Origin of the sequence: Bradyrhizobium sp. Rc3b, from assembly GCF_900114915.1 — a bacterium.
Lineage (GTDB): Bacteria > Pseudomonadota > Alphaproteobacteria > Rhizobiales > Xanthobacteraceae > Bradyrhizobium.
Window position 1 is genome coordinate 197,925 of record NZ_FOUS01000010.1, and the last position, 22,742, is coordinate 220,666.

Genomic DNA, 22,742 nt, shown 5'->3' on the forward strand with positions numbered 1-22,742 from the left:
CAAGGAGAGGCCATGCGACAGGATCCCATCATCATTGCAGGCGGCGGCATCGGCGGGCTCGCAGCCGCGATCGCGCTGGCGCAGAAGGGTTTCCAGGTCACGGTCCTCGAGCGCGCGTCGCGCTACCAGGAGATTGGCGCCGGCATTCAGCTCGGTCCCAACGCATTTCACGCCTTCGATCGTCTCGGGCTCGGCGATGCCGCGCGCGCGATTGCCGTCTTCATCGACAAGCTCCGCCTGATGGACGCGATCTCGGCGGAGGAGATCACCCATGTCGATCTCGCCAGCTATTTCCGTAGGCGCTTCGGCAATCCCTACGCGGTGGTCCATCGTGGCGACCTGCACGGCATCTTCGTCCGCGCCTGCGAGGCGCATCCCAATGTCACGCTGCGAACCGACTGCGACGTAGTCGCCTATGAGCAGAACGGCACAGAGGCCTCGGCAGCGCTCAAGTCCAGCGAGCGCGTCACCGGGTGTCTGCTGATCGGCGCGGACGGGCTTCGCTCCCGCATTCGCCAGCAGATGGTCGGCGACGGCGCGCCGCGCATTGCCGGCCACACCACCTATCGCTCGGTCATCCCGACCGAACAGATGCCCGAGGATCTGCGCTGGAACGCGGCGACGCTGTGGGCCGGCGCGAAGTGCCACCTCGTGCACTACCCGCTTTCGGGCTGGAAGGTGTTCAACCTCGCGATCACCTGCCACAACGACCCCGCCGAGGCCTTCGCGGCGAGGCCCGTGACCCACGAAGAAGTCCTCGCAGGTTTTCCGGATGTGCATCCGCGCGCAAAGGCGATCATTCATCACGGAAGGGACTGGAAGGCGTGGGTGACCTGCGACCGCGATCCCACCGAACGCTGGATCGACGGCCGCGTCGTTCTGCTGGGCGATGCCGCGCATCCGATGCTGCAATATTTCGCGCAAGGCGCCTGCATGGCGCTGGAGGACGCGGTTTGTCTCGCTGATGCGCTCGACGAGACGCAGGACGACATCGCGCATGCGCTCGATCGCTACAGGAATGCCCGCCTGCTGCGCACCGCGCGCGTCCAGCTCCAGGCCCGGGAGCTCGGCACTCACGTCTATCACCCGGCCGGCGTCCATGCGCTGCTGCGCAATCAGCTGATGCGCGAGACCAGCCTGGAGCGCTTCTGCGAGAATCTCGCCTGGCTCTATGAGGACCCGTTCTCCGAGCGGCCGTCAGATGCGGCACGGCGAGTCGCGCAGTCCTGAGCCGATGTGGCTTACCCGGCCGGGCTTGGCTCTATCCGAACGTCTGCAGCGCCGGGAACGTCTCCAGCAGCCAGATGCTCACATTCGAGACCGCGCCGGTGAGAAAGCCGATGCCGGTGATCACCATCAGGACGCCCATGGCGCGCTCGACATTGACGAGATGGCCCTTCATGCGCGCGAACAGCGCGGAGAACTGCTCGATCATCAGCGCGGCGATCAGGAAGGGAATGCCGAGACCGGCCGAATAGACCGCAAGCAGGCCCGCGCCCTTCGCCACCGTGGCCTCAGCGGCGGCGATCGACAGGATCGCGGCGAGGATCGGGCCGATGCAGGGCGTCCAGCCGAAGGCGAAGGCGAGCCCCATGATATAGGCGCCCCAGAGGCCGACCGGTTTGGGGATCGGCAGCCGTCCCTCGCGCATCAACAGGCCGATGCGCGTCAGTCCGAGGAAGTGCAGGCCCATGATGATGATGACGATGCCGGCGAGGATCGACAGCTCCGCCGACCAGGCACGGATCAGCCCGCCGATCAGCGAGGCGCTGGCGCCGAGGGCGACGAACACCGTGGAGAAGCCGAGCACGAACAGGAGCGCCGACATCATGATCGCGCGCTTGGAGGCCGAGCCCGGCTCGTCGCTCTCGACATGCTCGATCGTGGCGCCCGTCAGGTAGATCAGATAGGGCGGGACCAGGGGCAGGACGCAGGGCGAGAGGAAGCTGACGAGGCCGGCAATCAGCGCCGCCGGGATCGAAACATTTTGCATGATGCCGTCTGAGCCATCTCAGGCACCGGTGCGGCGCGCCGGGAATGCGCGCGGCCAGGAGCCGAACCGGCTCTGGTGTAACCGATGCCGGAGAATGCGCAACAGAGGCGCACCAAACCAGGGCTCCTCCCGATGCCGCCTGCGATCACAGGTGCGGCATCGGGACGCGCACAAACCTCGCCAAAAAGCGAGATTCGGCGGCGTGGCTACTTCACCACGCGGAGCAGCGGACGCCGGGGCTGGTCCTGCGTCTGCTTGGAAGGGGACGGCGGCTCGCTCGCAGCGCTCCGCAACATTTCGTCGCACAGTGCCTTGAGTTCGGCACTGTCAATTCCTTTGAGTTTCATCCTGACGTCGAGGATGACAATCGACAGCAGCTCGGCCGACTCACGGCTGTCGCACGCGTTGAGAACCCTGCGGCACCCCTCGAGCGTTTCCAGCACCGACTGCAATTGTTCGTCTGAATGCGACACCGGCGTTCTTTCCGTTAATTCGGCCTGCGAGACGTGTTGGTGACGACCCCTTCGGCCCCCATGGAATACGGAGGATAGCACGAGGCCACAGCGCCTCTGAACCTGATTTCAGTGGGTTTCTGCCGCGGAACAGCGGTTCTGGCTATCTTCGCCGCGCTGCGCCGTTGGCCGCGATCGAAGCAGTCCGAGAGCAAACGCCCGGCCTGCTGTGATTGATCCATTGAAGGAGACGGCGCCGGCTTTCGCGCAAGCACATTCATTACGGACAGCGCCTGCAATCCCGCAGCCATTTCACGGCTCGCAACGGAACTCACGCCACACCCCTCATCCGGGCGATGGTCCGCCCGATTCCCAGCCTTGGCAGCATTCAGATACCACCCACGAGGTAGTAAGGATGACGTTCAAAACTCATCATCCCCCAACTCGCAGTAGTTGTGGTTTGCGCCAGATTCTGCCAGTTTAGCCACCCGAAGGAAATTGTATGCACTCCTTGGCGGAAAGGGGCGTTCCTGTGGCGGAACGCCCAAAAACAAATCTCAGCGGCCTCTCTGATTGGGATGCCGCCCGCATATTCCTTGAAGTCGTCCGATCCGGAAGTTTCCGATCGGCGGCCGAGCGCCTGTCGCTGTCGATCAACGCCGTGCGCCGGCGAATCGACGATTTCGAACGCCAGACCGGCACCACACTGTTCACGCGTGACGTCCACGGCACCCATCTGACCGATGAAGGCGCGCTGGTGGTCTCCGCCGTCGAGCGCATGGAGGCCGCCACCTTCGACGTGCTGCGCGCCAGCGATTCGATGGCCAACGCGCTGTCCGGCGAGGTGCGCGTCGCCGTCACCGAGGGGCTCGGCACGTTCTGGCTCGCCCCGCGCCTGGTTGAATTCCAGCAGGCCTATCCGAAGATCCTGGTCGACCTGCATTGCGCGATGCGCTCGGCCGACGTCTCGCGCCACGAGGCCGACGTCGCCATCCATCTGTCGCGTCCCTCCGCGCTCGACATCAAGCTGGTGCGGCTCGGCCGCATGCATCTGATGTTCTGGGCCTCCGAGAAATACATCGAGAAGCATGGCGCGCCGCGCACGGCGGCGGAATTGATCAAGCATCGCCTGGTGCTGCAATTCGCCGACCAGCTTGCCGCCAAGGAATCCTTCGAGAGCTTCTTCCCGGGCGTGTCGGAACGTGACCTTCTGGTCATGAAGACCAACGTCTCGAGCGCCAACTACTGGGCGGTCGCGAACGGCGCCGGCATCGGCGTCTTTCCGAGCTACGCCATTGCGCTTGGCGGGAAGTTGATTCCACTGGAGGTCGAGTTGAACCGACCGCTGGATATCTGGTTGTCCTACCATCCCGGTAGCGGCCGTATTCCGCGCGTGCGGCACATGATTGATTGGCTGATCGAAGCTTTCAGTCCGGCTCGCTTCCCGTGGTTTAAGGAAGAGTTCGTGCATCCGCATGAATTCAAGGACTCGTATATGGGCGAACCCCTGACCCAGCTCTTCGGGGGATTTTCAACCGAAGAACAAAGGTGAAAACGAAGATGAAAGCAGCGGCGAAAAGAATGAAGCAGCGCAGCGCTGGCAAGCCGGACATCGAGCTTGGCAAGCGGATTCGTCTGCGGCGCGTCGAGATGAAGATCTCGCAGGCCGAGCTCGGCGAGAAGCTTGGCGTCAGCTTCCAGCAGGTCCAGAAATACGAGAAGGGCGTCAATCGCGTCGGCGCGGCTCGTCTGCAGCAGATCGCTTCCGCCCTCGACGTGCCCGTGACCTTCTTCTACGACGGTGACAACAAGGCGCGCGAAGTCGAGAGCCTGCTGTTCCTCGATTCGGCCTTCAGCCTCCGCTTGCTGCGCGCCTACAGCAAGATCAAGGACCAGACCGTGCAGCGTCAGCTGGTCTCGCTGATGGAATCGATCGCGGCGAACGAGAGCTGAGACCGGTCGGCGGTCTGGCCTTTACGGCCGATCTTCAATCCGCCGCGTCGCGGGGACGCGGCCGGATTGAACGATCATATTCCGGCTCGCGCGCTTGCGCGCGGCCTTTGCGGGGCGGCACGACCGCCCCTTTTCTTTGCACGCGCGACACTCGGGACGACGCGCCATGCAATCCCGGTACAGGCGGATGCAGACTCGCCCACCCTGCCGCGGTTGACCCCGGAAGCGCCACCGCAGCACATTGCCCCTCGCACATGACGAGCGAGCGCGCGATGTCCGACATATTCAGCACGACCGGTATCCCCTACGCGGGCGGCAAGATTTTCCAGCACACCACCGACGGCGTCGGCGTGATCACCTTCAACAATCCCGACAAGCGCAACGCGATGTCGCTGGAGATGTGGGAGGGATTTGGCGAGGCGCTGACCGCCTTGCGCGACGACGAGACGGTGCGCGTCGTGGTCCTGCGCGGAGCCGGCGGTAAGGCCTTCGTCTCCGGCGCCGACATCAGCCAGTTCGAGAAGACCCGGCACAACGCGGCGGCCTCTGAGGAATATGCCAGGCGCAGCGCCGCCCAGCGCGCACTGCTCGCAGACTATCCCAAGCCGACGATTGCCTGCATCGAGGGTTTTTGCCTCGGCGGCGGCATGCAGGTCGCGATGCTCGCCGACATCCGCATCGCCGCGCACGGCAGCCAGTTCGGCATTCCCGCGGCCAAGCTCGGCATCGCCTATGGCTTTGACGGCCTCCGCCACCTGGTGTCGCTGGTCGGCCCGTCCTGGGCGCGGCTCCTGATGTACACGGGCATGCGCATCGATTCCGCCGAAGCGCTGCGCATTGGCCTTATCGAGCGCGTGTTCCCGGTCGACGAGCTCTGGGGCGAGACCATGACGATTGCCGAGACGATCTCGCAGAACGCCCCGCTCGCGATCAAGGCCGCCAAGATCACCATCGCACAGGTGCTGAAGGATGAGAGCCAGCGCGACATGGACGCGATCAAGGCGATCGGCAACGCCTGCATGGATTCCCGGGATTTTCGCGAGGGCCGGCAGGCCTTCATGGAAAAGCGCAAACCGCAGTTCCAGGGGCGTTGAAGCTGAACCGACGTTCAGGAAGATTAAATTCCTCGTGCAACTCCGGGCGGTTGCAACCAGTTGATCTGACGAAAGTTCTCCCGTCACAACGAGGGAGATCGCGATGACACTGAAATCTGCTGTTCTTGCTCTGGTTGCCATCGGCGGTGTGACGCTCGCGTCGGGCGAGGCGCTCGCGGCCATGCCGAATGGCATCCCGCAGGCGGACAGGATTGCAAGCGGTCCGGCCGCTGACGTCGATCAGGTGCGCTGGGTATGCAACCCCTGGGGCCGCTGTTTCTGGCGTCCGAACTATTACGGCGCCTACGGCTATTACGGCGGCCCGCGACGCTTCTACGGCCCGCGTCCGTGGGGCTGGGGCCATCGCCACCATCATTGGCGCCGCTGGTGAACGACAAAGGGGCCGCGAGGCCCCTTTTTCTTTTGTGATGAACTGGCGCCGCGACTCGGCTGCTTCTCAGAGCGCCCCTAGCACCGCCTTCGTGATATCGGCGGTGCCGTTGTTGCCGCCGAACTCCATCGGCTTGATGCCGCCGGCATAGATCTGATCCACTGCACGCTCGATTGTCTCGCCGGCTTCCGCCGCGCTCTCGACGCCGTGCTTGTCGGCGAGCCAGTCCAGCATCATCGCCGCCGACAGGATCATGCCGGTGGGATTGGCCTTGCCCTGCCCCATGATGTCGGGCGCGGTGCCGTGGCAGGGCTGGAACACGGCGTATTTGTCGCCGATGTCGGCCGACGGCGCCATGCCGAGGCCGCCGATCAAGCTCGCGGTGATGTCGGAGACGATGTCGCCGAACATGTTCTCCATCACCATCACGTCGAAATCCCAGGGACGCTTCACCAGCATCGCCGAGCAGGCGTCGACATAGAGCCGGTCGGTCTTCACCTCGGGATGCTTCTTGGCGATCTCGTCGAAAATGCCGCGAAAGAACGCGAACGCCTTGAACACGTTCGCCTTGTCGACGCAGGCAAGCGCGCCGGGCTTGCCGCGCGCCTTGCGCCGCTCGGCGAGGCGGAACGAGAAGTCGAACAGGCGCTCTGATGTCCTGCGCGTGATCACCATGGTCTCGCGCGCGTCCTCATGGGTGACGACACCCTTGCCCATCGAGGCGAACAGGCCTTCGGTGGATTCGCGGATCACGACGAGATCGATGCCGCGCGCATCAGCGCCGATGATCGGGCTCGGCACGCCCGGAATGAGGCGCGCCGGCCGCACGCCGGCATAGAGATCGAAGATGAAGCGCAGCTCGATCTGCGGCGCGATCTCGGTATTGTCGGGGTAGCGCACCGACGGCAGGCCGCAGGCGCCGAGCAGGATTGCGTCCGCCTCCTCGCACAGCTTGATGGTCGAGTCAGGCATCGACTTGCCGGTGGCACGATAATTGTTGGCGCCGGCGGGTGCCTCGGTGAAGCGAAAGCGCAAATCCGATTTCTGCTCGATCTTGCGCAGCACCTCGAGGGCCGGCGCCATGACTTCGGGACCGATGCCGTCACCGGCGAGCACGGCAATGTGGAAGGCGTTGTTTGCGGACATTTAGGGCCTCAAGGAAAGGAGCTAGCCAAGTCGTCACTGCGAGCGAAGCGAAGCAATCCAGAAATCCATCCGCAGAGGCAGTCTGGATTGCTTCGTCGCTTCGCTCAATGACGGAGGAGAGAGTGTTCACTACGGCGTCAGCACTGTGCGCCCGACCACCGCGCCCTGCTGCAATTGCACCAGCGCGTCGTTGGCCTTGGCGAGCGGTGCCGTCGTCACCGGGATCGGCGGCACCTTCTTGGTGCGGACGAGATCGAGCAATTCCTGCGTCTCGCGCAGGTTTCCGACATAGCTGCCCTGAATCGTCACTGCCTTGATCGGAATCAGGGGCAGCGCCCAGGTCGCCCCGCCGCCGAACAGGCCAACGATCACGAGCTTGCCGCCCTTGGTCAGGCAGTCGAATCCAAGCTGCGTCGTCGCGGCATTGCCGACGAGGTCGATCACGGCGCGGATCGGCCCGCCCGCCTTCTTGGCAAGCTGCTCCAGCGCATCCGGCGCCTTGGGGTCGACGGTGGCGAGCGCGCCGGCCTTCTCCGCCGCCTCGCGCTTCCTGGCATCGATATCGACCATGATCGCGCCCTTGCCGCCCATCGCCTTCAGCAGCGACAGCGCCATCAGGCCAAGCCCGCCCGCGCCGAACATCACGATCGGGGTGTCGAAATGCTGCTCGACCTTCTTGAGCGCGCTGTAGGTGGTGACGCCCGAGCAGGCATAGGGCGCGGTCGTCGCCGGGTCGAGCCCTCTCAGATTGAGCAGGTAGCGCGGATGCGGCACCAGCATGTGATCGGAATAGCCGCCGTCGCAATAGACGCCGAGCGAGCGCGGCGTCAGGCACATGTTCTCGTCACCGGCCAGGCACGTCGCGCATTTGCCGCAGCCGATCCAGGGATAGACCAGGCCGACTTCGCCGAGCTTGAGGTCGCCCTGGTCGGTCGGTTTCACGTCGGGGCCGAAGGCCAGGATTTCGCCGACCGTCTCGTGACCCATGGTCAGCGGCAGGTTGATGCCGCGGTCCTTCAGCGACAGCGGCTTGCGGCCGTGGCCGAGATCGTAGCCGCCCTCCCAGATGTGGAGGTCGCTGTGGCAGACGCCGGCGGCCTTCACCTTGATCAGCACCTGCGTGCCCGACGGCTGCGGCGGCGCCTCGTCGAACTCCTGCAGCGGCGCCTTGAAATCGGCAACCTTGAAACTCTTCATCGGCGTCCTCCCGCATTCTTCTTGTCGCCGCGCCACCATGCCATGGCCGGCAAGGCGAGACAAACCGGTCTTAGTTCAGGCCAGCGGATGATGGCAAGCCGCGAACTGGCCGGGTGCGATTTCGCGCAACTCCGGTATCTCAGCGCTGCATCGCTGGTCGGCCCGCGGGCAACGGGTTCGGAAGCGGCAGCCGGACGGCGGCGCAATCGGCGATGGTGGCTCACCCGCTGCCACACTCCCGGCGGGACGCATATCCGGATCGGGCACCGGGATCGCCTGCAACAAGAGCCCGGTATAGGGATGCGCCGGATTTGCAAACAATTGCTCCGACGGACCGACCTCGCAGAGCCGGCCGAGATACATCACCGCAACGCGGTCGCTGACCGCTTTGACCACCGCGAGATCATGCGCGATGAACAACAGCGTCAGGCCGAAGCGCGCTTTCATCTCCTCCAGCAAATTGAGGATTTGCGCACGGATGGAGACGTCCAGCGCCGAGACCGGCTCGTCGCAGACAATGAACTCGGGGTTGAGCACCAGCGATCGCGCGATACAGATGCGCTGGCACTGCCCGCCGGAGAACTCATGCGGCAGGCGGCCCGCGACGAGATCAGGATCGAGCCCGACCGCAGAGAGCACCTCGTAAACCCTACGCTTGCGCTCGGCGGCATCCCTGACGCCGGCGATGATCAGCGGTTCGGCCACGATGTCGCCGATGCGACGGCGCGGATTGAGCGAGGCGATCGGATCCTGGAAAATCAGTTGCACGCGGCGTCGCATCTTGCGCAGCGCCTCGCCCTCCATCGCGGTCAGGTCCTCGCCGTCGAACAGCACCCGGCCGGATTTGGCGCGACGCAATTGCAGCACGGCGCGCCCCAGCGTCGACTTGCCGCAGCCGGATTCTCCGACCAGCCCGAGCGTCTCGCCGCGCGCGACCTGGAGGCTGACGCCGGAGACGGCGTGCACCGTCTTGTTGCCGAGGCCATATTCGACCACGAGATTGTCGACGTTCAGCAGCGGCTCGACGCGCGCGGCAAGCTGCATCATGCGCCGATTCCTTCCGCCATCTGGATCGGGTGGAAGCAGGCATAGAGATGATCGGGCCTCTCAGCGCTCTTCAGGTCGGGCTTGGCCTCATGACAGCGGCTAGCGGCATAGCGGCAGCGCGGCGCAAAGGAGCAGCCCTTGAGCGGTCGTGTCGGATCGGGCGGACGTCCGGAGATCGCCGGCAGCGGCGTATGCGGCGCGGCATCCAGCTTCGGGATCGCCGCCAGCAGCGCTTCGGTGTAGGGCATGTGCATACGCTTGAACAAGGCTTGCGTCGGCGCGCGCTCCACCACCCTGCCCGCATACATCACGGCGACCTCGTCGGCGCGGCCCGCGACAACGCCGAGATCGTGGGTGATGATGATCATCGCCATGTGGCGGCGGCGCTGCTCGCGCGCGAGCAGATCGAGGATCTGCGCCTGGATGGTGACGTCGAGCGCCGTGGTCGGCTCGTCCGCAATCAAGAGCTTCGGCTCGCAGGACAGCGCGATCGCAATCGCAATGCGCTGGCGCATGCCGCCGGAACATTGATGCGGATATTGCGCGAGCCGCTGCTCCGGCGCCGGAATACCGACAGCCGCCAGCAGCTCGATGCTGCGCTTCCGCGCCGCGGAGACGTCAAGCTCGAGATGCTCCTGGATCGTCTCCATCAGCTGCGTGCCGATGGTCAGCACCGGGTTGAGCGAGGTCATGGGGTCCTGGAACACGACTGCCAGATCGCGCCCGCGCAAGCGACGCAAGCGTTCCGCATCGAGTCGCACCAGGTCCTGGCCGTCGAACATCACGCGTCCCGTGAGCCTTGCTTTTTTCGGCAGCAGTTGAAGCACCGCGCGCGACAGCATGGTCTTGCCGCAGCCGGACTCGCCGACGATGCCGAGCGTGCGGCCCGCCTCCAGCGACAGGTCGACATGATCCACGGCGCGCAGATTACCGCGCGGCGTCGGTAGCTCGACTGCAACGTCCTCGATGGTCAGCAGCGCAGCGCTCACAGCGCCCCCTGACGCGGGTCGGTCAGTGCCCGCAAGGTGTCGCCGACCAGATTGAAGGCCAGCACGGTGAGGAACAATCCGGCCGCGGGCAGGAACGCAAGCCGCGGCGCGACGTCGAGGCTGTCGCGCCCCTCGCCGATCATGCTGCCCCAGCTCGCCATCGGCGGTGGCACGCCGAGACCGAGGAAGGACAGCGCCCCCTCGACCACGATGGTGACGGCGACGCCGAGCAGGAAGAAGGCAAGCAGCGGCAGGATCACGTTCGGCAACAGCTCGCGCAGCAGGATGCGCGCATGGCTGGCACCTAGCGCCTCGGCCGCGATCACGAATTCGCGGCGAGCCAAGCTCAGCGTCGCCGCGCGCGCCACGCGCATAAACGCGGGAATGCCGAGCACACCGAGAATCAAGGTGAGGTTGGGGACGGACTGGCCGAGATAGGCGGTCACCGCGAGCGCGAAGATCAGCGGCGGAAAAGCGAGCAGCACGTCCATGCTGCCCACCACCAATGTCTCGAACCGGCCGCGGAAATAGCCGGCGAGCAGGCCGAGCGCGCCGCCGAGCGTAAGGCCGATCATCGGCGCGATCAGCCCGACAGTCAGCGACACCCGCGCCCCGAAAATCAGGCGGGAGAGTTCGTCGCGGCCGAGCCCATCGGTGCCGAGCCAGTGCTCGGAAGAGAACGCCGCACGGCGCTCCAGCATGTCCATATCTACAGGGTTCTGCAGCGGCAGCACCGGCGCGAGGATCGCGAGCGTCAGGATGATCGCGAGCCAGGCACTCGCGATCCAGAACAACAGGCCGAGCCTGCGCTTGCGGCCGACCGGCACGGGCACCGCCTCGTCCTGCATCGAGAGCTCAAGCGTGGCCATGGCGGATCCTGGGGTCGAGCACGGCGTAGAGCATGTCGACGATGAAATTCACGATGACGAAGCCGCAGGCGACCAGCAGCACCACGCCCTGGAGGATGACGAGATCGCGGGTGTAGATCGCCCCGACTAGAAGCCGGCCGATGCCCGGTAGCGCGAAGATCGATTCCACGATCAGCGTGCCGCCGAGCAGGCGGCCGATATTGATGCCTGTGACCGTCACCAGCGTCAGCGACGAGGGCTTGAGCGCATGCACGAACAGGATACGCGCGGGCTTGAGACCCTTGGCCTTGGCGAGCGCGATATAATCCTCCTGCAGGGTCGCGATCATGTCGGAGCGTAGCACCCGCATGATTCCAGGCCATTCCGCCAGTGCCAGCGTCAGTGCCGGCAGCACGAAGAAGCGTAAATTCGCCAGCGGCGCTTCGGTGAACGGCACATAGCCCGTCGCCGGCAGCCAGTGCAGTTCGACCGCGAACAGATAGATCAAGAGGATCGCCACCAGGAAGGACGGCATCGACAGCATCGCAAACGCACTGCCGGTCATGACGCGGTCGAAGGCGCCGCCGGCGCGCGCGGCGCAGGCGATCGCGACGGGAACGCCGATCAAGAGGCCTATGAACTCAGCCATCAGCATCAATTGAAGTGAAACCGGAATGCGCTCGGCGACCGCCTGAAGCACCGTCTGCCCGGTACGGAACGAGCGGCCGAGATCGCCCTGCAAGACGTGACCGAGCCAGCTCAGGTAACGCCACCACAGCGGCTGGTCGAGCCCCATGTCCCGGCGTAGCGCCGCGACATTCTCCGGCGTCGCCTGATCGCCGAGGATGACGAGAGCGAGATCACCCGGCAGCAGCGAGGCGATCAGGAATGTCAGCAGCGAGACGGCGAGCAGCACCGGCAGCATGGCAAGCAGCCGCCGAACGACGAAGTTCAGCATCGCGCCATCATTCCAGCCAAGTCGTCGAAACGTCGATCACGCCATTGTAGATCTTTGGGAAGCCCTTCAGCTTAGCGCTCGATAGCGCGTAGTAAGTATTCTGGAAGGTCCAGAACCAGATTGCCTCCTTGTTGATCAGGCGGCTGATGGCGCAGTAATCCTCGGTGCGTTGCCCAAGGTCGGCGGTGACGCGCGCGTGGTCCAGCAGCTTGTCGAGCTCCGGGTTCGAGAAACCGGCCAGTGCCAGCGGGCTGCCGCTGCGAAAATTCGCGTACATCTGCGGGTCGGGATCGGCGAGATCGACGATGCGCCATGGCGTCATCTGGAACTGGCGTGTAAAGGCGCGCGAGGGAATGGTGGCCTGATCGACCTGCTCGATCTCCATGTTGGCGCCGACGCGCTTCCAGAATTGCTGGAGCACCTGGCCGATCATGCGGCCGCGCGGCGTCGCGGTCACCAGCATCTTGAACTCGACCGGCTTGCCGTACTCCTTGATCAGCGCCTTGGCCTTCTCGACGTCGAACGGCAGCGCGCCGTCGTCCTTGCATTTGACCCAGGAGCCATCGCCATAGGGATTGGTCGCGGGCCGGCTCAGGCCGTTGCTGATCGCCTGCGACATTTTCGGGCGGTCGAGCGCCATCACCAGCGCCTGACGCACGCGGACATCGTCGAACGGCGCGACCTTGGTGTTGAAGGCGTAGACCTGGGCGCCCGAGCCCTTGTAGGTGTGCACCGTGAGCTTGGAGTCCTTCTGCGCCCTCATGATGTTGTCGGCGTCGTTCTCGTCGTCCCAGATGATGTCGGCCTCGCCCGATTGCAGCGAGGCGAAGCGCGACTGTGCATCGGGCAGCGGCTTCAGGATGATGCGATCGAGATAGGGCCGGCCCTTGTCCCAGTAATTGGGATTCTTCTCCAGCACCATGCGGTCGCCTGCGGTCCACGATTTCAGGATGTAGGGACCAGTGCCGACGGGATTGCGATTGTAGTCGTCACCCTTGGTCTTCCACGCGGTCGGCGAATGAATGACGTTGTTGGAGCTCTGGATTGTGATCACCGCCGGCCAGTTCACCGAGGGATCGGTCAGATTGAAGACAACGGTGGTTTCGTCCGACGCCAGCACCTCCTTGACGTTGGTGATGTAGAAGGCACAGCGGCACTTGTTGGCGGGGTCCTTCTGTCGGTCGAAATTCTCCTTGAAGGCCTGCGCATTGAACGGCGTGCCGTCGTGGAATGTCACGCCCTGGCGCAGCTTGAAGGTCCAGCTCTTGTAATCGTCGGAATGAGTCCAGGACATCGCAAGCTTTGGCGCGGCTTCGCCCTTGTCGTCGAGCGTGGTCAGCGTATCGAAGATCGCGGCGGCCGCGGTGAAGGTGGAGGTATCGTAGACACCGACCTTGAGCGGATCGAAGCCCGCAATCTCCAGCTCCTGGCCGACTGTGATGCTGCCGCCCGGCTTCTGTGCCTGCACCGGCCCGGCCAGCGGAAGGAGGGCAAATGCCGCAACAAGGAAAATCGGCGCGTGCTTGCGCGCTGCGGCAGCGATGTTCGTCATGGTTCCTCCCGGGATCCCTCGTCCGATGTTTCGGATCGTTGAATGACTGAGGACGAGATTGGCGACAAAAGCTCGCCACGGCAAGAGGAACGCGCGACAGATCACACGCCGCACGTGCGGCGTAATGGTGCTCAGCCTGTCGCGGCAGTTTTGCCTGTCGGAATTGATGCATCATCAGCGAGGCTGATCTCCTCGCGCAGCGCATCCGTATGCTCGCCGAGCACGGCCATCGTCTTGGCCGGCGTGATATCGGCACCCGACATCCGGAATGGCAGGTTGAGCACCTGAAAGGAGCCGCCCTCGTCCCGCACCTCGGAGAGCGCCTGCCGGTGCGCGAGCTGCGGATCGGCCAGCGCCTCGGACACGGTGCGATAGGCCGACGCCGGCACGCCGGCAGCCCCTAGCGCTGCGAGACACGCATCGGTCGTGAGTTCCCGCGACCAGGCTTCGACGCCGTCCATCACCTCCGCCCAATTCTCGCGGCGCGCGGCATAGGTCGCAAAGCGCGGATCGGAGATCCATTCGGGGTGACCGATCACGCCCATCAATCCCTGGAACGTCTTCTCGCTGGCGACCGTGATCATGACATAGCCGCTTGCCGTCTCGGTCGGGCCGAACATCGGGCGCGGCGGTGGCTTCACGGCGAATTGTGCGCTCTGCAATTCGGTCAGCGTCAGTGACAGCATCGATTCCAGCATCGACACGTCGATGTGCTGGCCGAGGCCGGTCACGGTCCGCTGATAGAGCGCGGACGCGATCGCGCCGAAGCCATAGGTGCCGGTGACGACGTCGGCGTGATAGATGCCGCAATAATCAGGGCGATTGCGGCCGGGCTGGTAGGCCAGATGCGCCATATCGTAGCCGGAGGCCGCATGGATCACCGGAGCATAAGCCGGCAGCTCGGCCGAGGGGCCGGTCTGCCCGTAGCCTGAGATCGAGCAATAGATCAGCCTCGGATTGACGGTGCGCAGCCTATCGTAGTCGAGCCGCAGTCGGTGCATCACGCCGGGGCGAAAGTTCTCGACCAGGATGTCTGATGTCGCGGCCAGCCGGCGCACCGCCTCCTTGCCGTCCTCGGACTTGAGGTCGAGCACGACGCTCTTCTTGCCGACATTGAGCTGGCCGAACGCGGTGCTGCACCCCTTGCGCAGCGGCGGCCGGGTCCGCATCGTCTCCCCGCCGTCGGTCTCGATCTTGATGACCTCGGCGCCCATGTCGGCAAGCATCCGCGCGCAGTGAGGACCGGCGATGGTGGTCGAAAAATCCAGGACCCTGAGCCCCGCGAAGGCTTTTGTCGTCGTCCCCTCATGCTTATCTGCTAGCTGCATGCCTGCTCACGTCCTTGGGTCTTAGGAACTCTCGAAGTTCTCTGTTGTTGATGCGGCGACCCTAGAGGGCGGCGGCCGAGTAGGAAAGTGTTTACCGAACCGATGCGCCGCGTAGGCGGGCTTTAAGAATTCCCGGACAACTGGACCCGTTCTTGCATAGCAGCGAACGGGATCGACAGAGGGCAGCTGTTCTTGAGGGTCTTGTTCGTCACCACGGAGTTGGACGACTTCGTCCGCGTCGGCGGCCTTGGAGCCGTGTCCGCTGCGCTGCCCCGCGCCCTTCGCTCCTTTGCCGATATCCGGATCATGCTGCCCGGCTATCGCGACATCATCGAGCAACTCACGCATATTCAGATCGTTGGGCGCTGCCCGGCCTTCGCGGAGATGCCGGCCTGCTCGCTCGGACGGGCAGCGACCAAGGACGGCCTGCCGGTCTACGTGCTGCTCTGCTCGCAACTCTACGACAGGCCCGGTAACCCCTATGGCGACGAGTCCGGGCGTGACTGGCCGGACAACGACGTCCGCTTCGCGCGCTTTGCCTCGGCCGCCGCTGAGCTGGCCATGGGCAAGCTGGACAAGAATTGGGCAGCAGACCTGATCCATGCCAATGACTGGCAGGCCTCGCTCGTGCCGGCCTATCTCGCCTGGCGCGGCTCCAAGCTGCCCTCGATCCTGACCATTCACAACCTCGCCTACCAGGGCCTCTTCCCGAAGGACTCGTTGCGGCGGATCGGCGCACCGGAAAGCTCTTTCCACATCGACGGCGTCGAGTTCTACGACCAGCTCTCCTTCCTCAAGGCCGGCCTCGTCTACGCCTCGCACCTCACCACCGTGAGCGGCACCTATGCGCGCGAGATCACCACGGCCGAGTTCGGCTGCGGCCTGGAGGGCCTGCTCCGCCTGCGCTCGGACGCATCCGAGCTCACCGGCATCCTCAACGGCATCGACGAGAGCTGGGACCCGCGCTCCTGCGCCCAGCTCGCCCAGCAGTTCGGCGCCGGCGACTGGGTCGGCAAGAGGGCCAATGCGGATTACGTCCGCAAGCAGTTCGGCTTAGCGGTGTCGCGCGGCCCGATGTTCGGCATCGTCGCGCGTCTCGTGCATCAGAAGGGCATCGACCTCGTGCTGTCGGCGGCCGACGAGATCGTCGATGCCGGCGGGCAGATCGTGGTCACCGGCTCCGGCGAGCCGGCGCTGGAGCAGGCTCTGATCGACGCGCATCGCCGCCGACCAGATGCCATCGGCGTGGTGATCGGCTTTAACGACGCCCAGGCACGCCGCATCTTCGCCGGCAGCGATTTCACCCTGATGCCCTCGCGCTTCGAGCCGTGCGGGCTCAGCCAGATGTACGCCCAGCGCTTCGGCTCGCTGCCGATCGGTCACCAGACCGGCGGCCTTGCCGAAACCATCACCGACGGCGAGACCGGCTTCCTGTTCTCGAGGCCCTCGCGCGAGTCCTTCCTTGGCGGTGTCCGCCGGGCTTTCTCCGCTTTCATGGCCCAGGACCAGCTCGACACCATGCGCCGCAGCGCCATGGGACGGTCGTTCTCCTGGAGCATCTCGGCGGGGAGCTACAGCGCGCTGTACCGGAAGCTGGCTTCGGTGTGAGGCAGAGGCGCTTCCGCACGCTCGGTCATTGCGAGGCTTATCTCTCCCCGTCACCCTGAGGTGGCCGCTTCTTCAGCGGCCCTCGAAGGGCGACGGCCCGGCTGCAGCAGCGGGGCCGTGCATCCTTCGAGGCTCCCGGCGCGATGCTTTTGCATCGCGCCATTCGCACCTCAGGATGACGGGGCTACAGGCGGCGAACCTCACCCTCTCCCGCGCACATCCATTTGCGGCCGCCCGATCCACGCCCTGTTGAGACAGCGCGTCATCCAGTCCGGCTGCGCTTCGCCTCGCAGCCGCGCCTGCGCTTCCTGGTAGGGGCCGACATAGCGCAGCCGGTCCGGCAATGTCGGATAGATGCGCCGGATCCATCGCAGCGCGTTGTCGGCCGATCTGACCTCCCGCTCGCCGAGCTCAAACCCGAAGCCGGCGCGCAATCGTTCCGGCAACAGGCTCGCCGTGAGCGCGCGATACCATCGCGGCGGCCGCAACCACGGACGCGCGCCGTCAAAAATCTGCGCCGCGATCTCGCGCGCCGCCGGGCTCACGGTCAGCGTGTCCGACTGCGCCATCGCCGCGGTGTAGGCCGTAAAACCGGCCCAGTCCGCGGGCAGATCATCCGCCGTCAATCCAAACAACGCACCGAACATCCGGCTCTCGGTCCAGTAGCGCTCGCGCTCCTCCACCGAGAATGGCGGCAGAACCAGCTCGTGCGCCATCAACGCCGTCTCGACCAGCGTCGCATGGACCCAACGCAGCGAGGGGATATCGTTGGCGCAGTAGCGCGAGCCTGCCGCAAAGGGGCCGACCGTATCGGGCATCTCTCCGACGATCATGCCGTGCCGCCGGTGCAGCTGCCGGGACGAGCGCAAGGCACGGTCGAGCGAGCCGAACACCATGGCAAAGACGATATCGAAGGTGCGATGGAAGCGGCCGATCGGATCGGCCAGGGTTTTCGAATGCTCGGCGATGGCGGCGGCGACCCAGGGATGCGCCAGTTGCAGTAACAAGGCGCGGCCGGCGCCGAGAAAGATGACGGCCTCCCGGTCGATCCGCCAGGTCAGCGTCTCAGGACCGAACACGCCCGCCACCGGCCCCGCCGCGTTGGCGCGGACCAGATCGAGCGTTGCCTCGAGATCCTTTTCAGCAACCAATTGCAAGCCTCGCGACCAAGACGGCGCAACAATAGCCCAGACCGCTCCGCCGGGAAATCGTCACTGCGCCAGACAACAACGCGCAAGGCCCTCACTCCGCCGCAATCGGCATCTCCTCCATATGCTCGTGCAGCACCACGCCGGCGAGCGGGTCGAATTCGCCGATCCAAGGCTTGCGCGCAAGCACCGACTTCGTGTGCGCATAACCAGCGTGCCAACGCCGCGTGATTCCCGACGGGCTGAAGTCGATATCCTTGGTATGGGTCTCGCGCTCGAGCTGCGGCGCGAGCAGCCGCACCACGTGCATGCGGGTCGGACAACCGTAGCTCGTCAACTCCCTCACAGCAGGATCGTTGCGCTCGACCTCCGAAAGCCGTGCCGCGAGCTGGTTGATGACATGACGCAGACGATGGGCCTGCTGCTGGCGCGCAATCTGGCTCGAAATGCGGCTGGAATATTGCACGTCCTTGTGCCGGTTCAGCACCTCCGCCATGGTGCTCGGCTCGGCCCCGACGGGATTCCACAAATGCACGGAGAAGATCAGCGAATCCCTGCGCGGGTTGTCATCGAACACCGCTTCCGTCGGCGTGTTCGACAGGATGCCGCCGTCCCAGTAGAGCTCGCCGTCGATGCGCACCGCCGGGAAAGCCGGCGGCAGCGCGCCCGACGCCATTATATGCTTGACCGTCAGTTCGCCGTCGCGGCTGTCGAAATAGCGCATTTCACTGGTCCCGACGTGGGCCGCACCGACCGTCAGGCGCGGCGCGCAGCGATTGGCGAGGTCGAAATCGACCAGCTCGCTCAGAGTCTTCTCCAGCGGTACAGTCGAATAATAGCCCGCATTGTCGGCACCGAGCGGATAGGAATCGCCGGCATGCGCCAGCGGGTTGGGTCGAAAGAAACCTGGAATGCCGTGAGTGACCGTCGACCAATAGGCCAGCTTCTCATTGAAGCCTGGAAACGCGGCGCGCCAGTCCCAGACTGGATTCTGCTCCATCCGCTTCCAGAATTCCCTCAAGCGCGCGACCCGATGCTCCGGTGCGTTGCCTGCGATGAGGCTCGCATTGATGGCACCGATCGAGGTGCCGATGACCCAGTCCGGCTCGATGCCGGCCTCATGCAGCGCCTGGTAGACACCCGCCTGATAGGAGCCAAGCGCACCGCCGCCTTGCAGCACGAGGACGACCTGACCCGGCAGGTCGTGGCTCTCGCCTCGTGCGTTGTCCTGTGTGCCATTCATATCTCGCTCCTGGTGAGCTTGCATTGGCTGAAGATTCGACTTGTTGCGCTGGCTCATGTCAATGGGCGGTCCAGCCGCCGTCGACTGGCAGAGCAACGCCGGTGATCGAAGCCGCCGCATCCGTCGACAGGAACACCGCGAGCGCGCCGAGCTCCTCGACCGTGGCAAAACGCTTGTTCGGCTGCTGCGCCAGCAGCACGTCGCGGATCACCTGATCGCGGGAGATGCCGTGCGCCTTGGCCTGCCCGTCGATCTGCGCTTCGACCAGCGGCGTATAGACGTAGCCGGGACAGACCGCATTGCAGGTGATGCCCTCCTCCGCGGTCTCCAGCGCCGTGACCTTGGTCAGGCCGACGATGCCGTGCTTGGCGGCGACGTAGGCCGCCTTGAACGGTGAGCCAACCAGGCCATGCGCCGAGGCGATGTTGATGATCCGGCCAAAACCGTTCTGGCGCATCGCCGGCAGCGCGAGCCGCGTCGTGTGGAAGGCCGAGCTCAGGTTGATCGCGAGAATCTGGTCCCATTTCTCGACCGGAAACTGGTCCAGCGGCGCGACATGCTGGATGCCGGCATTGTTGACGAGGATGTCGAGCCGACTGGATTGGGCGATCGTCGCAGCGACCATCTCGGCGATCGATTTCGGCCTCGTCATGTCGGCCGGCGAGTAACTCGCTTTGACGCCGAACTCGGCGGCGATCTGCTCACGCGTCCGGCCGATCTCGCTGGCGACACCAAGGCCGTTCAGCACGACATCGGCGCCGGCCGCAGCCAAGGCACGTGCGATGCCGAGTCCGATGCCGCTGGTCGAGCCCGTGACGAGTGCCACCTTGCCGGCTAGCACGCGTGACGAAGCGGGCGCCTGCGTCTTGATGGGGATATTCATGATCCAGACCTCTTCTGGGCGCGATACCGCGCCGTGATTGGAGCGAAATCTGCGGGATCATCCCCTTTCACGGAAATGCCAGTTGGCTTCCGACTCCATACGTCCGCGCTATCGCCGCCGGGATGTCATTTCCCGCTCCGATCGGTTAGATTTGGGGCCGATTTCGCCGGGAGCCGATCCATGGAAATGCATCAGGTCCGCTATTTCCTCGCGGTAGCGCAGCTGCTCAATTTCACGCGCGCGGCGGAGGAGTGCAACGTCACGCAACCCTCGCTCACGCGCGCGATCAAGCAGCTCGAGGCCGAGCTTGGCGGCGACCTGTTCCGCCGCGAGCGGCCGGCCGCGCAACTGACCGAGCTCGGCCAGCGCATGCATCCGCTCCTGAAGCAATGCTTCGACGCCGCCGCCGGCGCGCGCTCACTCGCCTCTTCGTTCAAAAGCGGAGAGGTCGGCGCGCTCCGTATCGCTCTGACCCATTCGATCGATCTGGCATTGCTCATTCCCCACCTCAACGAGATCAGGCGGCAGTTCAACCGGCTCGAACTGCGCTTCCTGCGCGGGACGAGCCGCGAGGTCGGTGAATTCCTGAAGAAGGGCGAGGCCGAGCTCGGCATCGCCGCCGAGATCGACGAGGCCTGGGACCGGCTCGACGCCTGGCCGCTGTTCACTGAGAGCTTCGAGCTCGTCGTTGGCGACGGACATCGGCTGGCCGGACGCAGCAGCATCGAACTGGACGATTTGCGCTCGGAACAACTGCTGAGCCGGACCTTCTGCGAGCACTCGCGCCGCATCTCCGCCAGCCTGCGTGAGCACGGCATCGAGCATGGCCACGAGATTTCGAGCGAGCGCGACGTGATCGAGCTGGTCGAGGCCGACATCGGCGTCGCCATGATTCCGCACACCTCGCCCCTGCCGCAGACGCTGACGCGCGCCACGGTCACCGGGCTCGACGCCCGCCGCACCGTCAGCCTTTACGGGGTCGCCGGGCGGCAGCGCACGGCGGTCGCCAACGCCGTGATGCGCATGCTGCGCGGCGCCGACTGGCGGGAGATTGCGGGATAAGCCCGTGTCGCGAGCGCTCAGTTCTCCCTGTCCGCGCTCTCTAGCGCTGCGAGCAGATCATCGATCTCCATGCGCTTGCGGAAATCGGGATCGACGAAGCGGGCCTTCACGATCCCGTCGCGGCCGACCACGAACACGGCCGGGATCGGCAGCATCCAGCCGTCATTGCCGTGGAATTTCGCCATGTCCTGGTAGGACAACAGGTCCTGGATCTCGGCGCCGAGCCAGATCGCGAGATTGAGCGACAGCGCATAGCCGTTATCGAGATCGGTCAGGATCGGAAACGGCGCGCCGGATTCAGCCTTGAGCTGCCTCGTGTATTCCTGCGTCTCCGGCATCACTGCAACGATCTGCGCACCCATGGCCTCGATGCGATCGAGCGCCTGAACCACCGCGCGGACATTGAGCCGGCAATAGGGACACCAATGGCCGCGGAAGAACATCACGGCGAGCGGACCGCGCTCCAGCAGCGACGGCAACGTGACGAGACGCCCGGACTCGTCCGGCAGCATGAACGGCGGCATCGCATCGCCCGGGCGCGGCGCGGTTTCACCACCGCCGTTCCCGCCCAATCTCGCCACCAGTCGATCGACGGCCTCACCATACGCCGGAAAGACCTCACGGCTGGCATCGGCATAGGCGCGGAGCTGATCGTTCAGCGTACCGTCCATGTCGCGGCAGCGCTGGAAGGCAAGCCTGAGCTGTTCCGCGTCGGCTGGCGAGAGAGCTGTCATCTTTCTGCTCCGGCATTCCCTTCGGCGAATATTAGTTTCCCGGTTCGGCCGCCCGCAAGGGGGCGGCCACGATGCCAGGGCCCGTTCAGTTCACGTAGAAATTGCCGGTCGGATCGAGCCGTCCCGAGGTGGTGTACATCGACCCATTGCTCATGAAGAAGACGGTGTTGTCGGGCACCTTCTTGGCGTTCTTCATCATCGCCTCGTGGTTCTTCTCGGCCGGCGCCATGGCCATCGCCGACATCTTGCCGGGGCCGCCATAGACATAGGCCATCCCGGCCTTGAAGTCCCAGGCGGCCTCCGAAAAAGCCGAGGTGGCGATGACCGCAAACGCGGCGGTGGCGATTAGGGTCTTGGACAATTTCGGCATGGGGTGCTCCTCCAAATTGACGTGAACGCCCGCCAATCGGGCGCCCTGTCATCGAACGCCGGATGCTACGAAAGCGGAAATGCCATTGCCCAATCGGATCGATAGCCGCTGCGCATCGACATAGCGCGCCGCTATCGCATCGAGAGCAAGCCGGCATTTCAGGATGGACGCGATCTCGATGAAGCTCCCGTCATCGCCGGCGACCAGCGGGGTTGCGGCCAACACAGGAGACCTTTCCATGTCCAAGAGCCATGCCTTGTCGCGTCTGATCTGGCCGGGCCTTGCCATCGTCGGCGCGCTGACGCTCTCGGCGCAGCCGGTCGTTGCCGGCGAATGTCCGGCCGGCAAGATCAAGCCGAACGCCCAGCAGATGGTCGACTACAAACCCGTCGGGGTGACCGACGTCACGCTGGGCGCGATCGACCTCGGCAAGCAGCCGGCGCATATCGAGGGCCGCGAGCTGCGCTTCCGCAAGCTGACCATCGAGCCCGGCGGCATCGTGCCCTGGCATAGCCATGACGACCGCCCCGCTCTCATTTTCGTGCAACAGGGCGAGATCGTCGAATACGCCTCCAACTGCGTCGATCCGATCGTGCACAAGGCCGGCGACATCCGCCCCGAGGTTCACGGCACCTCGCATTGGTGGAAGAACCTCGGCAAGGAGACCGTCATTCTCTATGTCGGCGATGTCCGCAAGGATCCCAACGACCACCACATGTAACCGACCGGCCCCATCGCATTTCGTT

General features: G+C 64.9%; 24 protein-coding genes. 8 read left to right on the plus strand and 16 right to left on the minus strand.

Annotated elements, in window-relative coordinates:
* The first annotated feature begins 12 nt into the window (after window positions 1–12).
* Window positions 13–1,230, plus strand: a complete 1,218-nt coding sequence (locus BM190_RS24090; RefSeq protein ID WP_092259702.1) for a 3-hydroxybenzoate 6-monooxygenase — start codon at window positions 13–15, stop codon at window positions 1,228–1,230.
* A 31-nt stretch (window positions 1,231–1,261) separates the two neighbouring features.
* Here the strand turns inward: BM190_RS24090 and BM190_RS24095 are convergent, their stop codons facing one another.
* Entirely contained in the window at window positions 1,262–1,993 is a 732-nt protein-coding gene (locus BM190_RS24095; protein WP_092259704.1) for a cytochrome c biogenesis CcdA family protein, read from the minus strand.
* 206 nt (window positions 1,994–2,199) lie between these two features.
* Window positions 2,200–2,466: a hypothetical protein gene (locus tag BM190_RS24100; RefSeq protein WP_018322768.1), complete on the minus strand. Its 267-nt coding sequence runs from the start codon at window positions 2,464–2,466 to the stop codon at window positions 2,200–2,202.
* A gap of 481 nt (window positions 2,467–2,947) precedes the next feature.
* On the opposite strand from BM190_RS24100, the gene BM190_RS24110 reads away from it, so the two are divergent.
* From BM190_RS24110 to BM190_RS24125, 4 genes are all read left to right on the plus strand, one after another.
* Window positions 2,948–3,997 carry a LysR family transcriptional regulator gene (locus BM190_RS24110; protein ID WP_092259708.1) on the plus strand — a complete coding sequence of 350 codons (1,050 nt, stop codon included), beginning with the start codon at window positions 2,948–2,950 and terminating at the stop codon, window positions 3,995–3,997.
* 29 nt (window positions 3,998–4,026) lie between these two features.
* Window positions 4,027–4,398 carry a helix-turn-helix domain-containing protein gene (locus BM190_RS24115; RefSeq protein WP_020608151.1) on the plus strand — a complete coding sequence of 124 codons (372 nt, stop codon included), beginning with the start codon at window positions 4,027–4,029 and terminating at the stop codon, window positions 4,396–4,398.
* A 272-nt stretch (window positions 4,399–4,670) separates the two neighbouring features.
* On the plus strand, window positions 4,671–5,492 hold the full coding sequence (locus tag BM190_RS24120; RefSeq protein ID WP_092259965.1) for an enoyl-CoA hydratase: 822 nt from the start codon (window positions 4,671–4,673) through the stop codon (window positions 5,490–5,492).
* 103 nt (window positions 5,493–5,595) lie between these two features.
* A complete protein-coding gene (locus BM190_RS24125) occupies window positions 5,596–5,883 on the plus strand; it encodes a hypothetical protein (RefSeq protein ID WP_092259710.1) in 288 nt (95 codons plus the stop codon).
* A 66-nt stretch (window positions 5,884–5,949) separates the two neighbouring features.
* Here the strand turns inward: BM190_RS24125 and BM190_RS24130 are convergent, their stop codons facing one another.
* From BM190_RS24130 to BM190_RS24165, 8 genes are all read right to left on the minus strand, one after another.
* The gene (locus tag BM190_RS24130; RefSeq protein ID WP_092259712.1) at window positions 5,950–7,029 is read right to left on the minus strand and encodes an isocitrate/isopropylmalate dehydrogenase family protein; all 1,080 of its coding nucleotides are present in this window, start codon (window positions 7,027–7,029) and stop codon (window positions 5,950–5,952) included.
* Between the two features lie 129 nt (window positions 7,030–7,158).
* Window positions 7,159–8,226: an alcohol dehydrogenase gene (locus tag BM190_RS24135; protein WP_092259714.1), complete on the minus strand. Its 1,068-nt coding sequence runs from the start codon at window positions 8,224–8,226 to the stop codon at window positions 7,159–7,161.
* A gap of 75 nt (window positions 8,227–8,301) precedes the next feature.
* A complete protein-coding gene (locus BM190_RS24140; RefSeq protein ID WP_092259716.1) occupies window positions 8,302–9,273 on the minus strand; it encodes an ABC transporter ATP-binding protein in 972 nt (323 codons plus the stop codon).
* The gene (locus BM190_RS24145; protein WP_092259719.1) at window positions 9,270–10,262 is read right to left on the minus strand and encodes an ABC transporter ATP-binding protein; all 993 of its coding nucleotides are present in this window, start codon (window positions 10,260–10,262) and stop codon (window positions 9,270–9,272) included. Before BM190_RS24145 ends, BM190_RS24140 begins: the two co-directional genes overlap by 4 nt.
* Entirely contained in the window at window positions 10,259–11,131 is an 873-nt protein-coding gene (locus BM190_RS24150; protein WP_092259721.1) for an ABC transporter permease, read from the minus strand. Before BM190_RS24150 ends, BM190_RS24145 begins: the two co-directional genes overlap by 4 nt.
* Window positions 11,118–12,068 carry an ABC transporter permease gene (locus BM190_RS24155; protein WP_092259722.1) on the minus strand — a complete coding sequence of 317 codons (951 nt, stop codon included), beginning with the start codon at window positions 12,066–12,068 and terminating at the stop codon, window positions 11,118–11,120. Before BM190_RS24155 ends, BM190_RS24150 begins: the two co-directional genes overlap by 14 nt.
* 7 nt (window positions 12,069–12,075) lie before the next feature.
* Window positions 12,076–13,620, minus strand: a complete 1,545-nt coding sequence (locus tag BM190_RS24160) for an ABC transporter substrate-binding protein (protein WP_092259724.1) — start codon at window positions 13,618–13,620, stop codon at window positions 12,076–12,078.
* Window positions 13,621–13,751: 131 nt separating this feature from the next.
* Window positions 13,752–14,948 (minus strand): CaiB/BaiF CoA transferase family protein, encoded by a 1,197-nt coding sequence (locus BM190_RS24165; RefSeq protein ID WP_092259726.1) that lies wholly within the window; start codon window positions 14,946–14,948, stop codon window positions 13,752–13,754.
* 192 nt (window positions 14,949–15,140) lie between these two features.
* Between BM190_RS24165 and glgA the strand changes: the two genes are divergently transcribed.
* Window positions 15,141–16,556, plus strand: a complete 1,416-nt coding sequence (gene glgA, locus BM190_RS24170) for a glycogen synthase GlgA (protein ID WP_092259728.1) — start codon at window positions 15,141–15,143, stop codon at window positions 16,554–16,556.
* Window positions 16,557–16,756: 200 nt separating this feature from the next.
* Here the strand turns inward: glgA and BM190_RS24175 are convergent, their stop codons facing one another.
* The 3 genes from BM190_RS24175 to BM190_RS24185 form a co-directional block, all read right to left on the minus strand.
* Window positions 16,757–17,707 carry an oxygenase MpaB family protein gene (locus BM190_RS24175; RefSeq protein ID WP_177237260.1) on the minus strand — a complete coding sequence of 317 codons (951 nt, stop codon included), beginning with the start codon at window positions 17,705–17,707 and terminating at the stop codon, window positions 16,757–16,759.
* Between the two features lie 91 nt (window positions 17,708–17,798).
* Window positions 17,799–18,947 carry a patatin-like phospholipase family protein gene (locus BM190_RS24180; protein ID WP_092259969.1) on the minus strand — a complete coding sequence of 383 codons (1,149 nt, stop codon included), beginning with the start codon at window positions 18,945–18,947 and terminating at the stop codon, window positions 17,799–17,801.
* 58 nt (window positions 18,948–19,005) lie between these two features.
* Window positions 19,006–19,830 carry a 3-hydroxybutyrate dehydrogenase gene (locus BM190_RS24185; protein WP_092259730.1) on the minus strand — a complete coding sequence of 275 codons (825 nt, stop codon included), beginning with the start codon at window positions 19,828–19,830 and terminating at the stop codon, window positions 19,006–19,008.
* 180 nt (window positions 19,831–20,010) lie between these two features.
* Between BM190_RS24185 and BM190_RS24190 the strand changes: the two genes are divergently transcribed.
* The gene (locus tag BM190_RS24190) at window positions 20,011–20,892 is read left to right on the plus strand and encodes a LysR family transcriptional regulator (RefSeq protein ID WP_177237261.1); all 882 of its coding nucleotides are present in this window, start codon (window positions 20,011–20,013) and stop codon (window positions 20,890–20,892) included.
* Between the two features lie 17 nt (window positions 20,893–20,909).
* Here BM190_RS24190 and BM190_RS24195 read toward each other — a convergent pair whose 3' ends face one another.
* The 3 genes from BM190_RS24195 to BM190_RS40630 all read right to left on the minus strand — a co-directional run bounded on the left by BM190_RS24195 (window position 20,910) and on the right by BM190_RS40630 (window position 22,221).
* Window positions 20,910–21,626 carry a peroxiredoxin-like family protein gene (locus BM190_RS24195; RefSeq protein WP_092259734.1) on the minus strand — a complete coding sequence of 239 codons (717 nt, stop codon included), beginning with the start codon at window positions 21,624–21,626 and terminating at the stop codon, window positions 20,910–20,912.
* An 85-nt stretch (window positions 21,627–21,711) separates the two neighbouring features.
* Complete coding sequence (locus BM190_RS24200; protein WP_026202807.1) at window positions 21,712–21,996, minus strand: hypothetical protein; 285 nt, start codon at window positions 21,994–21,996, stop codon at window positions 21,712–21,714.
* 48 nt (window positions 21,997–22,044) lie between these two features.
* The gene (locus tag BM190_RS40630) at window positions 22,045–22,221 is read right to left on the minus strand and encodes a hypothetical protein (RefSeq protein WP_177237262.1); all 177 of its coding nucleotides are present in this window, start codon (window positions 22,219–22,221) and stop codon (window positions 22,045–22,047) included.
* A 13-nt stretch (window positions 22,222–22,234) separates the two neighbouring features.
* Here BM190_RS40630 and BM190_RS24205 point away from each other — a divergent pair, with 13 nt between their 5' ends.
* Complete coding sequence (locus BM190_RS24205) at window positions 22,235–22,717, plus strand: cupin domain-containing protein (RefSeq protein WP_026202806.1); 483 nt, start codon at window positions 22,235–22,237, stop codon at window positions 22,715–22,717.
* Window positions 22,718–22,742 lie beyond the last annotated feature (25 nt).